We start from the raw sequence: 12533 nt of genomic DNA on the forward strand, positions 1-12533 counted from the left end.
GCTTGCGCGCCGCGGTCATCACCTTCCCCGGTTCCAATTGCGACCGCGACATGGCCGTGGCGCTGGAGCAGGTCTCCGGCACGGCGCCCTTGCGTATCTGGCACGGCGATGCCGCCCTGCCCGACCGGCTGGACCTGATCGCGCTGCCGGGTGGCTTCTCCTATGGCGACTACCTGCGCAGCGGCGCAATGGCCGCAACCAGCCCGATCATGCGTGCGGTGGTGGAAGCCGCCGGCCGCGGCGTGCCCGTGCTGGGCGTGTGCAACGGCTTCCAGGTGCTGACGGAGGCCGGCCTGCTGCCGGGTGCCCTGCTGCGCAATGCCGGCCAGACTTTCATCTGCCGTACCGTGCCGCTGACCGTGGAGAACAGCCGCTCGCTGTTCACCGCCGGCTATTCCACCGGGCAGCAGATCCGCATCCCCGTGGCGCATCATGACGGCAACTACTTCGCCGACGAGGACACGCTGGACCGGCTGGAGGGCGAAGGCCGGGTCGCGTTCCGATACGTGCAGACCTGCAACGGATCGCAGCGCGACATCGCCGGCGTGCTGAACGAAGCCGGCAACGTGCTGGGCATGATGCCCCACCCGGAACGTGCGGTGGAGGACGACCATGGCGGCACGGATGGCCGCGCCCTGTTCGAAGCCGCGATCCGCCAGCTCGCCTGATCAGCGCGCCGCCACCTGCGGCGCGCCGACCCGCAGCAGGACCTGCTCATACGCCATCCCGTCGCCGCCGCGGTCGACCAGGATGTGCTGGTACCCGCTACCCACCTGCCGGGCGTTGCGGTCAAAGACGGCAGCCGACAGCCCGCCCTGCGCCGCGATCTGGTAGAAGGTGGTGCGCATGTATTCCGACAGCTCGCCCGCGGTGATCGCGGCATTGCCGTCGCCGTCCGCCTGCCCGCCCAGCGCCTGCTGCAGGATCATGGAGATATAGCCGCCTGCCTGGAACTTCTCGGCCACCAGGCTGGTCAGGTCGCTATCCGAACTGAAGATGCCCATGCGCCCGGTGCGCCGCTTGATCACGGTATCGAACCCGCCGGAAAAGCAGCTGTCCAGCACCAGCAGGCTGCGCGCCGGGATCTGGTCGAACAGCTGGGCCAGCTCGTAATCGCGCAAGGCGGCATCGTACATCTCGATCGTCTCGGCGCTGCCATCGCCTTCCATGATCGTGTCGACGCTCTCCTTGCTGCCATGGCCGGAGAAGAACATCAGGAACAGGTCGTCCGGCCCGATCTGCGAAGCGATCCGGCCGAAGGCAGCCTGCACCGCGCCCCGCGTCGCCTCCGCGTTCAGCAGGGTGACGCTGCCCGGTGCCAGCACGCCCATGTTGGACAGGGTCTGCGTCAGCTTGGCTGCATCGTCATCGGTCATCGCCAGCGGACTGGCGCGTGTATAGTCGGCCACCCCGACGCTGAGCAGGAACACCCGGCCCGCACCTTCGCCCGCCTCGGCCAGCATCGGCGCACCGGCACCGTCCTCCAGCCCCATCCGCAGGGTGTAGCTGCCGGTCTCCGCCGCGGCATAGCTGGTCGCGGCGATCTCGTAGGTGCCGTCCTGCGGCAGGGTGATCGCCAGCCGGCTGTCCGTCCCCTCGGTGCCGGCACGGTCGTCATTCGTCTCGATCGCGCCATCGGGCAGATAGAGCGACAGGAAGGTGTCGAAGTCGGCCGAAGCCATGTCGAACACCACCCGGTCCCCCCGTCGGCCCGAAAAGCTGTAGCGATCGGAATATTCGCCGCTGGAGAAGGTCCGGTCCCCGGCCGCGAGCGATCCGGTGACGGCGCGCCCCGGCGTCAGCGACGTCGCCGCGGGCCGGGCGGCCTGCGCCACAGCCTGGCCGCCGGCGCTGGCCGCCAGGCGGAACGAACCGGTGCCATCCCCCGAATAGGTGCCGACGGTCAGGTGATAGGTTCCGCTGGCGGGCAGCATCACCTCCAGCAGGCTGTCGAGCGTGTCGCCCGCGGGATCGTCATCATTGCTGGCGGTAAAGCCGTCAGGCCCCGCCAGCTGCAGGACGGGGTCGAACGCCTCCGACCGGAGCGATAACCGCACCGTCTGCCCCGCCTGCCCCTCCAGCCGGTAGGTCGATGCGGCAGGCAGGCTGCCGGTGACCTCCGACCCGAGCGTCAGGGGCGCGCCGCCCTGGACACCGGCAGGCCGGCCGGCGCCTGAGGATACCGGCTCCACGGCAATGGTGTAGGCGCCCTGCTCCCCGGCGGCGAAGCTGGTGGCCACCAGCGTGAGCCGACCGTCGGCAGGGAACTGAGCCTCCAGCTGGCTGTTCCCGCCGCCGCCCGGTGCGTCGTCATTGAACACCTCGTACCCGCCGGTGCCGGAGGCGTGGAGATAGGCGTCGAAGGCATCCGACCGCATGCTGAGCATCACCCGGCTGCCGGCCTCGCCTGCCAGATTGTAGGTGTCGACGAACTCGCCACCCTGCAGCGTGTCATCCCCCTGAGCGAGCGTGCCCTCCACCTTCTCCCCCGCGGACAGCACATCGCTGCCGGCACGGGGCGTCGCGGCGGCGACGGAGGCGGCCGCTGCCGGTGCGGAGCTGACGAGGCGGTACGCGCCGGTCTCCCCGCTGGCATAAGAGGTGGCGAAGATCTGGTAGGTGCCGTCCGCCGGCAGCGTGAAGGTGAGCGCCGCATCGGAACCGCCCCCTTCCGCATCGTCATTGCTGAACGCGCTGTCCCCCGGCCCGCGCACGAAGACGTAGGCGTCGAAGTCGGCCGATTGCAGCGTGATGGTGACCGTGTCGCCCGCACGGCCGGTCAGGTCGTAGGTGTCGTAGAACTCGCCGGTATCCAGCGTGCCATCGCCGCTGGCCAGCGTGCCGGCCACGTTGTGCTGCGCCGATGCCGGCCCAGTACCGGCCAGGATGGCGACACCGGCCAGCAGCAGGCCAACCACTCGACTGGAAACCCTGCGCATCAACGAACTCCCCCAAGCCCGCCATCGCCCGCGCGCGCACCGGGATCGGGCGCGTCGCAAGGGCGATGTGCGGACACTATGCGTGAGGGGCAGCCCGCCGGAAAGGGGTTTCGTGCCGCCGTCTGTCCGGCTTCAGGACGGCAGGGCGATCCGGACCGGTGGCAGGCCTGCGACGGCGACAGGCAGAGCGAACAGATGCCCCGCCAGCGGCTCGCGCTCGCGACCTTCCTCGTCCAAGTGGACGCTGGCGGTGGTGGCGAACAGGGTGCGACGGTCCGGCCCGCCGAAGGCCACCTTGGTAATGGCGCTGACCGGCAGGGGGATCGTCTCCATCAGGTCGCCCAGGGGCGAGTAACGGCGGATCTGCCCGCCGCCGAACAGGCCGACCCACAGGCAGCCTTCGGCATCCACGATCACGCCGTCCGGGAAGCCGCCACCCTGCGCGATCCGCACAAACACGCGTTCCTCGCCAACCGTGCCATCCGGCGCCAGCTCCGCGGCGTAGATCGTGCTGCCCAGCGTATCCACATGGTACAGCGTGCCGCCTTCCGGGCTGACGGCCGGGCCGTTGCTGACGATCACCGGATCGGTCACTGCGATCGCGCTGGCGCCATCGTAGCGGTAGATCCGCCCGGTCGCCTCGTCCTCCGGATCGTGCATCGTCCCGAACCACAGGCGGCCCTGCTGGTCGACATGGCCGTCATTCAGCCGGTTGTCGGGCATGCCCGGCTCCGGATCGTGCAGCGGGGTGAAGGTGCCGGCCACCGGATCGAACCGGGCCAGGCCGGTCTTCAGCCCGGCCACGAAGCTGCCATCCGCCGCCGGCAGGCAGAAGCCGACCGGCGAAGGCGCGACCCAGCTGCGGCGATCGCCAGTCGCGGGATCGTAGCGGTGGATGGCCGGCGCCTTGATATCGACGAACCACAACGCGCCGCCGGACCCGACCGGGTCGCTGTCGAGCCAGACCGGCCCCTCGCCCAAGGTTGCGCCCAGATCCCATACGACCCGCGGTTCGCCCAGCTGCACCTGTGTCATCAATCATCCTCTCGCAAATTGCGTTGCCCTGCCATGGCGCATCGGCGCGGCCGTCCGCAAGAGGGGGCCGGCTTACTGCGCGACAGGCCAGCCATCCACCCAGCCGAGCCGCTAGATCTGCAGCACGGGCAAGCCGTTCCGGGCGGTGTCATAGGCATGATGGACGATGTAGTCCTGCCCCGCCTGGCTGACCACGGCGACATGGCCCCGCCCGACATAGCGCGAGCCGGTGCCCTGCCCGCTGTCCAGCTCCATCGTACCGCCGCCTTCCATCATCGGGCGACGGTCACGATCCACGAACGGGCCGGCCGGGCTGGCGGAGCGGCCGACCCGCGTGTTGCAGGTGCCGGCCGCCCCCTGGCAGCAGCTGTCGAACGACACGAACAGGTAGTAGAACGCGCCGCGGCGCACCACGAAGGGCGCCTCCACCGCGCCGGGGAACGGGCGCGCGGCGATGGAGCGGAGCGTGTCGCCGGATTTGCGCATCCCGGGGCGGGATCCAGCTCTCTCAGCTTGATGCCGGTCCACAAGCTGCCGAACGCCATCCACATTCGGCCGTCGGCATCGGTGAACACCGCCGGGTCGATGGCGTTGAAATCGTCGCTGGTGCGCGACTGGATCACCGGATCGCAGCGCCGATACAACCCTGAGTATCCTCATCACGCAGCTCCCATGTGCAGGACCGCGCAATGTCATCGCCCGCGCTGGACCGAATCTGTCTCGCGCCGGACCCTTGACGGGCCCGGCGCGGCGACAAGGCGCCTAAAAGGTGAAGCGTACCCCCAGGGCAAAGGTGCGGTCGACAAGCAAGGTGCTGGAGTTGAACTGCTCCGGATTGCCGACATCCGCGTACCGGTAATAGTTCTGCTGCTTGAACTTGGTCAGGTTCACCGCGTCGAAGGTCACGCCGATGTCGTCGGTCACCGCCAGGGTCAGCTGGAAGTCCAGGCTCTCCTCCGGCTGGCGCCAGAAGCCGATCGGATTGGCGAAGGCGCGCGCCTCGTTGTTGTTGAGGAATCCTTCGCGCCAGACATAGGACAGCCGCGCGCCGACCGGACCACGCTCGTACGCCAGGGTGGCATTGTAGGAGAATGGCGAGACCGTGAAGAATTCGGACTCCGTTTCCGTGATGTTGCCGTTGACGTCCGTGTCCGGGATGGTCTGCGTGGAATCCAGGATCGTGGCGCTGCCCTGGAAGCCTAGTCCGTCCAGGAAGCCGGGCAGGTAGGTCGGGAAGTAGGTCAGCCCGATCTCCACGCCCTGCAGCACACCGTCGGAGGCGTTGGACGGACGGGTGATCTGGAAGTAGTCGGTCGCCGTCTCGCCCTCGATCGGGTTGTCGGGAATGAATTCCAGCTGGGTGAGCGGGACCACCAGCCCATCGATCTCGCGGCGGAAACCGGTGACGTAGATCGCACTGCTCCGCTCGAAATACCATTCCAGCGCCACGTCGTAGTTCTTCGACGTGGTCGACCGGAGGCTCAGGTTGCCGGCGCTGCCCGTGCCGAAGCCCAGGCGTGACAGATCGCCGACCAGCGTGATGTTCGGGTTGAGGTTGCCGAAGGCCGGGCGACGCAATGTCTGGCCGTAATTGAACCGCAGACGCAGTTCGGGCGTGATCTCGTACCGCAGGGTAAAGCTGGGCAGCACCTTGGTTTCGTCCGTGCCCACAGTCGATTCGGCCAGGGCGTTCAGACGGTCATAGAAGGTGTAGTCGGTTCCGATCGCCACGATGCGCGCGCCGGCCTGGATCTGCAGCGGGCGGCCGAAGATGTCGATCTGCCCGTCCGCGACCAGATAGGCGGCCCAGGTCGATTCATCGATGTCGAACACCCGGTCGAGCGCCAGCGCATCCGACAGCCGCAGCGCAGGATTGACCCGCTGGTACAGGGAACGGATCGCATCGCGGTTCTCGTACAGCGCGGGGCCGTTGGCCAGCACCCAGCTGGTCGGAACATCCGCCCGCCCGTCGAAGAAGCCTTCGTTGGTGAAGGAATAGTGTCCGCCCAGCGCCGCCAGCGTGCCGCCCAGCGCACCCGAGCTCTGCTCCCGCACGAAGGTGCTGGTGTCGCGATCGTCGAACCGCAGCCCGGCCTTGATCCGGCGGAGGAAGCCTTCCTCCCAGTCGTAATGGCCATCGAGCATGAAGGTCCAGGCACTGCCTGTCGCCCGCGTGGCGCTGTCGAACAGGTCGCCCACGGTCCATTGCGTGGCATCGGTCAGCAGTGCCGTGTTGCCGAAGCTGTAGGAAGGGATGCCGCCGCCGGCATTGAAGTCGACATCGAGGTCCAGCGGGCCGCGATTCGTGCGCATGGCGAAGAACGACGTCTCGTTCGCGCTGTCCTGATAGGCGAGGTCGGCCGTGACCTGGCCGCTATCGCCCAGATCCCACGCGCCGTTCAGCGCATAGACGTAGCTGTCGGTCCGGTTGGTGGCATAATCGCCACTGTTGAAACCGGCGACGCTGCCCGCGCGACGCGACTTGATGATGTTCGTACCCTCGAACAGCTCGAAGGTGGAGCCCGGGTTGGGGCCCAGATCGCCCCACCAGTCGGCGAAGCTGAAGAACAGCGAGTTGAAGGTGTTGCCGCGGAAGCCGCTGTAGAAGAACTCGGCGGTATAGGTGGAGCTGTCATTCGGCGCCCACTGCAAGGCGGCGTTGACCGATGGCCGTTCACGCTCGCCATACAGGTCCGAACTGATCACCGCGTCGCGCGCAAGATAGTACGGCACCTGGACCCCTCTGATGCTCAGGGTCGAGCCCGGCGCGGTCGGCAGGCCCGAGTTCAGGCCCGGCGTCCAGAAGGGATCTGCCGGATTGGCCGTGTTGGGGAAGATCCGCTCCAGCGGCCTCAGGCCGCTCGCCGCGGGCGGGGCCTCCGTGGCGAAGGGCACGCTGGCGCCCGCCTGCACGTTCATGTTGCGATACTTGTACCTGGTGTAGCTGCCGTTGATCAGCAGGCCGATATCGCCGATCCCGGTCTCCCAGGTGTCGGTCACCAGCAGCGCGACGTTCGGATTGATCTCGTCCGCCAGTTCGCTGTAGATGCCGCGTGCCAGGCCGGAGATGGTCGGCTCGTCGAAGTCGAACGGGCGGCGGGTCTGCACGTCGATCTGCCCGGCCAGGCCGAACTCCAGCTGATCTGCGGAACGCGTCTTGTAGACGTCGATCTGCCGGACGAGGTTGGCGGAAATATCCTGCAGCGCGAAGGATGTGCCGCCAGCGGTGAAGATGTTGCGCCCGTTCAGGGTGGTGACCGGGTCGGCCAGGCCGCGGATCGTGATCGCGGCGGTCTCGCCCCCGGCACGATCCGTCACCTGGATGCCGGTCACACGCTGCAACGCCTCGACAACGTTATTGTCCGGCAATTTGCCGACATCCTCGGCAACGATCGAGTCGACGATCTGCACAGAATTGCGCCTGACATCGATCGCGCCGGTCAGGCTGGCGCGCACGCCGGTGACGATGATCTCGTCACCCGGTGGCGGCGACTGCCGGTTCTCCTCGGCGGTTACCGGCGTGTTCGAACGGCTTTCCGGGCCAAGTGCGTCCACCTGTTGCGCGAGAGCCGGCGTTGTCAGCAGCAACGCGCCAGCGGATACGCTCAGGAGCAGTGAGGCCTTCTCGATCATATATCTCTCCCCAGAGGACGCTTGTTGCGCCTTTCATTACTCGGACAACTTACATCCGATCAGGGGCGCTCACAAGCGGCTTTGTAGGGGTATGACAATCAGGCTGGCGAAGTGGCAGGTGGCCTGGTGTGTGGCCCAAAGATGCCATGAACAGGCACAGCCGCGACCGCTTGCACGATCGCGGCTGCTGGGACGCGACATGACTGTCGGCGCGGGTTCTGGCCTAGGTAGCGAAGGAGGCCGGCAAGGGACCATTGGCCACCGGCTGGCCGAACTGCGGCACGCCCTCGGCATCGAAGGTGAAGTACTGCACGCGGGTATGTCGATTGGGGTCGAGCAGCGGATCGCCCTGGATCTCCCGGTAGTCGCGCCCGTGATAGACCAGCACGTCCCGCCCTGCCCGGTCCACGGTGAAGCTGTTGTGTCCCGGGCCATAGACGCTGTTCTCCGGCGAGGAGACGAAGACCGGCTCCGGCGACTTGGTCCAGCTGGCCGGGTTCATGATGTCCGCATCGTCCCGGGCGGTCAGCAGCCCCAGGCAATAGCGATCGTCGGTAGCACTGGCGGAGTAGGTCATGAACAACCGGCCGTTACGCGCCAGGATCGCGGGTGCCTCCGCCACCTTGTAGCCGCGGACCTCCCATGGCAGCGTCGGCACTGTCAGCCGGGCGGGCGTGGCGGAGAAGGTCAGCGCGCTGGCCATGGGCGCGATGTAGAGGTTGGAGTTCGTCTCGATCCCCGGCTCCTTCTGCGCCCATGCCATGTAGCGGGTGCCGCGATGGTGGAAGATCGTGCTGTCCAGGTTGAAGCTGTCCCACGGGGTCTGCAGCTGGCCCAGCACGTCGAAGGTGCCGGCCATCGCGTCGGAGCTGTCGGTGGTGACGGCGTAGGTGCGGATGCGGAACGGGTCCTCCCCACCACCGGCCGGGCCGGCGGCGAAATACATCACCCACTTGCCGTCCACCCAGTGCAGTTCGGGCGCCCACAGAAAGCCGGACATGGGCCCGCTCGCCTGATGGCGCCACAGCACCCGCTCCTCCGCATCGGCCAGGCCGGCGATGGTGGAGGCGCGACGCAGCACCAGCCGGTCGTACTCCGGCACGGAACCGGTCAGGTAATACATGCCGTCCGTGTGGCGGAAGACCTGCGCGTCGGCGCGGTTCTTCACCAGCGGATTGACGATGCCGGCGCCCTGGCCGCCGCCACCCGGCAGCGTGGTGCAGGCGGCAAGGCCGGTGGCGGTGCTGCCGGCCAGGAACAGCCGGCGGGACAGGTGGATCATTCGCTCTCTCCCGTATCGCCCCGGCTGTCTGCCGGGGTCGTCATGTCTGCATCGAGTTGGATGACCGTCGGCCAGCCATCCTGACCCCAGCTGATCCGGCCAAGCCGCAGCGTAGGGATGCCGTTCTGCTGCTTGTCGTAGGCGTGCCACACCAGGTAGTGCGTGCCGTCCCTGTCCTGCATCGCCCCGGCATGGCCGGGACCGCGGAAGCGTTCCCGTTCCGGCAGGTCGGCGCGCAGCAGGATGGTGCCGCCTCCTTCCAGCATCGAACTGCCATCCTGGCCCAGATAGGGCCCGGCGATATCCTGCGACCGGCCGACGACCGTGTAGTAGGTGCTGTTCACGCCCTTGCAGCAATAATCGTAGGACGCGATCAGCCAGTAATATCCACCATGATCGATGATGAACGGCGCCTCCACCGGCGCCGGGCCGCCTGCCGGTGCCGGGCGACGGGCAATGGCGATCGGCGCTGCGGCCGGATCGGTCGGCTTGCCGCTGGCGGGGTCGAGCCGGAAGAGCTTTAACCCGGTCCAGAAGCTGCCCAGCGACAGCCAGTGATTGCCGTCCCGGTCCTCGATGAAGTTCGGGTCGATGGCGTTGAAGTCGGATTCGGCTGTGGACTGCACCACCAGCCCTTCGTCCCGCCAGCCATAATCGGGGCTTGCAGGGTCCAGCGTGGCACTGGTCGCCAGGCCGATGGCGGACCGGTTCGAGCCGAAGGACGACACCGAGTAATACAGTCGGTACCGCCCGTTCACCAGGCTGATGTCAGGCGCCCACATGTCGCGCGCCAGCGGCACCGCGGCCTTCGCCCAGGCGGGCAGATCGGCCAGCATGGACGGGCCGGCCGTCCAGGTCCGCAGGTCCGGCGAGGTCAGCGTGGGAATGATCCCGTCCTGTCCCCGCCGACGCCCGGTGGCGAACACGTAATAGGTGTCGCCTTCGCGGATGATCACCGGATCATGCACCGGCGCGATGTCGCCACCCGGCACATCGGCCATGGCTGCGACATCGGCCACCTGCCCCCATGCCGGCAGGGCGATGGCAGATGCGAGCAGCCCCCCAATCGCCAGCATGGAGGCAGGCCGGGTCATCAGCGCAGATCCAGCATGACGACCGACTTGGCCGGCAGCGTCACCGTCAGCGTGTCGCCCTGCACGGTTGCACCGTTGAACGTCGCCGGCTGCACCGCTTCCGGCGCATCGAACGTGTTCAGCGCCGTCATCTCGTCGGCCGTCAGCACCATCCCGCTGACCGCACCGGGGGTCACGCCCTGCATCCGGATGGTGACGGTGGAGGGCTGGTCGGGGTCGGCATTGGTCAGGCCGACATGCACCACACCGTCCTTGCCCCGCACCGCGGACGCACTGACCGTCGGCAGGGTCGAAGGGCCGGCATTGTAGTACGGCGACTGGATCTCCACCGGCAGCACCGTTCCGTCCATGTAGTCCCGATACATGTGGAAGACATGGTAGGTCGGTGTCAGCACCATCTTCGGCCCGTCGGTCAGGATCATGGCCTGCAGCACGTTCACCATCTGCGCGATGGCGGTCATCTTCACACGGTCGGCATGCTTGGCGAAGATGTTGAGGTGGATGGCCGCCACCAGCGCATCGCGCAGCGTGTTCTGCTGCCGCAGGAAGCCGGGATTGGTGCCCGGATCACCCGCGTACCAGGTGCCCCATTCGTCCACCGCCAGCCAGATGCGCTTCTCCGGATCGTACTTGTCCATCACATCGGTATGCTGGGTGATCAGTTCGTCCATGCGGTTGGCCGCTGCCAGGGTCAGCGCCCACTTGTCCTCGCCGAACTGGGTCGCGCTGGCGCGCGGCGGCCAGCCACCCGGAACGGTGTAGTAGTGCAGCGACAGCGCGTCGATCTGGCGCGACGCCTCGCGGATCAGCACCTCCGTCCAGTTGGCGTCATCATTGTTCGCGCCCGCCGCGATCTTGATGATGCGGGTGCCCTGCGGCGCCTTGATGAACGTGGCATAGCGTCGCGTCAGGTCCGCCGCATACTCGGGCCGCATGTTGCCGCCGCAGCCCCACAGTTCGTTGCCGACGCCGAAATAGGGTACGGCCCAGGGTTCAGGATGACCGTTTCGCGCACGCTCCTCCGCCAGGCTGCCGGCGGGCGAGGTCATGTATTCGATCCACTCCGCCATTTCCTGCGGCGTGCCGTTGCCGACATTGCCGGCGACATAGGCCTCCGCGCCCAGCAGCTCGACAAGATCCATGAACTCGTGCGTGCCCACGGTGTTCGGCTCTTCCACGCCGCCCCAGTGGGTGTTGATCTTGACCGGACGGTCACGGCGCGGGCCGATGCCTTCACGCCAGTGATATTCGTCGGCAAAGCAGCCGCCGGGCCAGCGGACGACCGGTACGCGCAGCTCGCGCAAGGCGGCCAGCACGTCGTTGCGGAAGCCCCGCGTGCTGGGGATCGCGCGGTCATTGCCGACCCACAGACCGCCATAGATGCCGGTGCCCAGATGCTCCGCAAACTGGGTGAAGATGCGCTTGTCATAGACCGGGCCAGGCGTGTCGGCGCGGACCGTGATGGCGGCGGTGCCCTGCGCCGGCACGGGGGCCATCACCGGGCGTTGCGCGTCCTGTGCATGCGCCACGGCGACGGGTGCCGTGGCCAGCAGCAAGGCTGTGGCGAGGCGGCGGCAGACTTTCAGCATTTGTTCTCTCCCCATTATCGTTATCGTGTCAGGTCAGTCGTGGAACTCTTCCACCGTGCGGATCTCGCCCCGCAAGAAGGCGTCGGCGACCAGTTGCAGCGGGCGCACATCGGCTTCGCTGCGGCCGGCTTCGACCAGCTCCGCGAAGCGGGCATACAGGCCGGGATATTCCCGATCCGGTGCGCGGCTCTCCTGCCCGTCCAGCACCAGCACCGCGCCACCTTCGCGCAGCAGCAGCGGACCGGCCTCGGTCTCCACAGCGATGTCCCAGCTCTGCGGCCCGGTCTGGCGGAAGTCGAAATCGGCCTCCACCGGCACGCCATCGCCGGACCGGAAGGTGATGCGCGCGGCGATGGGACTCGCACAATTGGCCGGCCGTTCCAGCACCGCCTCGGTCAGGAAGAACTGCCAGGGCAGGATCTGGGTGGCGATTGACAGGGCATTGATGCCCGGATCGAACACACCCAGCCCGCCGGCCTGCCAGATCCAGTGCTGCCCCGGATGCCAGACGCGCACATCCTCCCGCCAGGTGATGGTCACGCCCGTGATCGTCTTGTCGGCCAGCCATGCCTCGGCCCGCTCGACCCCGGCGGCGAAACGCGAGTGCCAGCTGGCGAACAGGGTGCGGCCGGCGGCGTCAGCCTCCGCCTGCAGCGCGGCCACTTCCGCCACGGTGGCCCCGGGCGGCTTCTCCAGGAAGACGTGCAGCCCGGCGCGCAGCGCCTGATGCGCCAGGTCGTACCGGACCTGTGGCGGGGTGCACAGCGCCACCGCATCCACCGGCGGACCGTCCGCCAGCAACGCATCCAGCGTCGGGAAGGTGGGCACGCCATCGGCATGCGCGTCAGACCGGCTGACCAGCGCGGCCAGTTCGAAGCGCGGGTCGGCGGCGATCGCGGGCAGATGCTGGTCGCGCGCGATCTTGCCGACGCCGACAATGGCGAGCCGGATGGCGGCCATC

General features: G+C 67.7%; 8 protein-coding genes and 1 pseudogene. 1 reads left to right on the plus strand and 8 read right to left on the minus strand.

Features of this window, described 5'->3' with window-relative positions:
* The first annotated feature begins 2 nt into the window (after positions 1-2).
* Positions 3-668 carry a phosphoribosylformylglycinamidine synthase subunit PurQ gene (gene purQ, locus PK98_RS07060; protein WP_200885014.1) on the plus strand — a complete coding sequence of 222 codons (666 nt, stop codon included), beginning with the start codon at positions 3-5 and terminating at the stop codon, positions 666-668.
* Here purQ and PK98_RS07065 read toward each other — a convergent pair whose 3' ends face one another.
* From PK98_RS07065 to PK98_RS07100, 8 genes and pseudogenes are all read right to left on the minus strand, one after another.
* Entirely contained in the window at positions 669-2939 is a 2271-nt protein-coding gene (locus PK98_RS07065; protein WP_081996073.1) for a pre-peptidase C-terminal domain-containing protein, read from the minus strand.
* A gap of 132 nt (positions 2940-3071) precedes the next feature.
* Positions 3072-3974, minus strand: a complete 903-nt coding sequence (locus PK98_RS07070; RefSeq protein ID WP_039095324.1) for an SMP-30/gluconolactonase/LRE family protein — start codon at positions 3972-3974, stop codon at positions 3072-3074.
* A 111-nt stretch (positions 3975-4085) separates the two neighbouring features.
* The gene (locus PK98_RS07075; RefSeq protein WP_052208164.1) at positions 4086-4460 is read right to left on the minus strand and encodes a family 43 glycosylhydrolase; all 375 of its coding nucleotides are present in this window, start codon (positions 4458-4460) and stop codon (positions 4086-4088) included.
* A 276-nt stretch (positions 4461-4736) separates the two neighbouring features.
* Positions 4737-7607, minus strand: a complete 2871-nt coding sequence (locus PK98_RS07080; protein WP_039095326.1) for a TonB-dependent receptor — start codon at positions 7605-7607, stop codon at positions 4737-4739.
* Positions 7608-7833: 226 nt separating this feature from the next.
* Positions 7834-8889: pseudogene (locus PK98_RS07085) on the minus strand (glycoside hydrolase family 43 protein); the annotation flags it as partial.
* Positions 8886-9986 (minus strand): family 43 glycosylhydrolase, encoded by a 1101-nt coding sequence (locus tag PK98_RS07090; RefSeq protein ID WP_407637616.1) that lies wholly within the window; start codon positions 9984-9986, stop codon positions 8886-8888. The pseudogene PK98_RS07085 and the gene PK98_RS07090, both read right to left, overlap by 4 nt.
* Positions 9983-11572, minus strand: a complete 1590-nt coding sequence (locus tag PK98_RS07095; protein WP_039095330.1) for an alpha-N-arabinofuranosidase — start codon at positions 11570-11572, stop codon at positions 9983-9985. The genes PK98_RS07090 and PK98_RS07095 overlap by 4 nt, the downstream gene beginning before the upstream one ends.
* Positions 11573-11605: 33 nt before the next feature.
* On the minus strand, positions 11606-12532 hold the full coding sequence (locus PK98_RS07100) for a Gfo/Idh/MocA family protein (protein ID WP_039095332.1): 927 nt from the start codon (positions 12530-12532) through the stop codon (positions 11606-11608).
* Between the last annotated feature and the right edge of the window lies 1 nt (position 12533).

This window comes from Croceibacterium mercuriale, from assembly GCF_000802385.1.
Classification (GTDB): Bacteria; Pseudomonadota; Alphaproteobacteria; order Sphingomonadales; family Sphingomonadaceae; genus Croceibacterium; species Croceibacterium mercuriale.

Excerpts from the sequence above, each read along its gene's own strand:
- PK98_RS07065 (WP_081996073.1), bottom strand. The coding sequence starts at position 2,939 with ATGCGCAGGGTTTCCAGTCGAGTGGTTGGCCTGCTGCTGGCCGGTGTC.
- PK98_RS07070 (WP_039095324.1), bottom strand. The coding sequence starts at position 3,974 with ATGACACAGGTGCAGCTGGGCGAACCGCGGGTCGTATGGGATCTGGGC.
- PK98_RS07075 (WP_052208164.1), bottom strand. The coding sequence starts at position 4,460 with ATGCGCAAATCCGGCGACACGCTCCGCTCCATCGCCGCGCGCCCGTTC.
- PK98_RS07080 (WP_039095326.1), bottom strand. The coding sequence starts at position 7,607 with ATGATCGAGAAGGCCTCACTGCTCCTGAGCGTATCCGCTGGCGCGTTG.
- PK98_RS07095 (WP_039095330.1), bottom strand. The coding sequence starts at position 11,572 with ATGCTGAAAGTCTGCCGCCGCCTCGCCACAGCCTTGCTGCTGGCCACG.
- PK98_RS07100 (WP_039095332.1), bottom strand. The coding sequence starts at position 12,532 with ATGGCCGCCATCCGGCTCGCCATTGTCGGCGTCGGCAAGATCGCGCGC.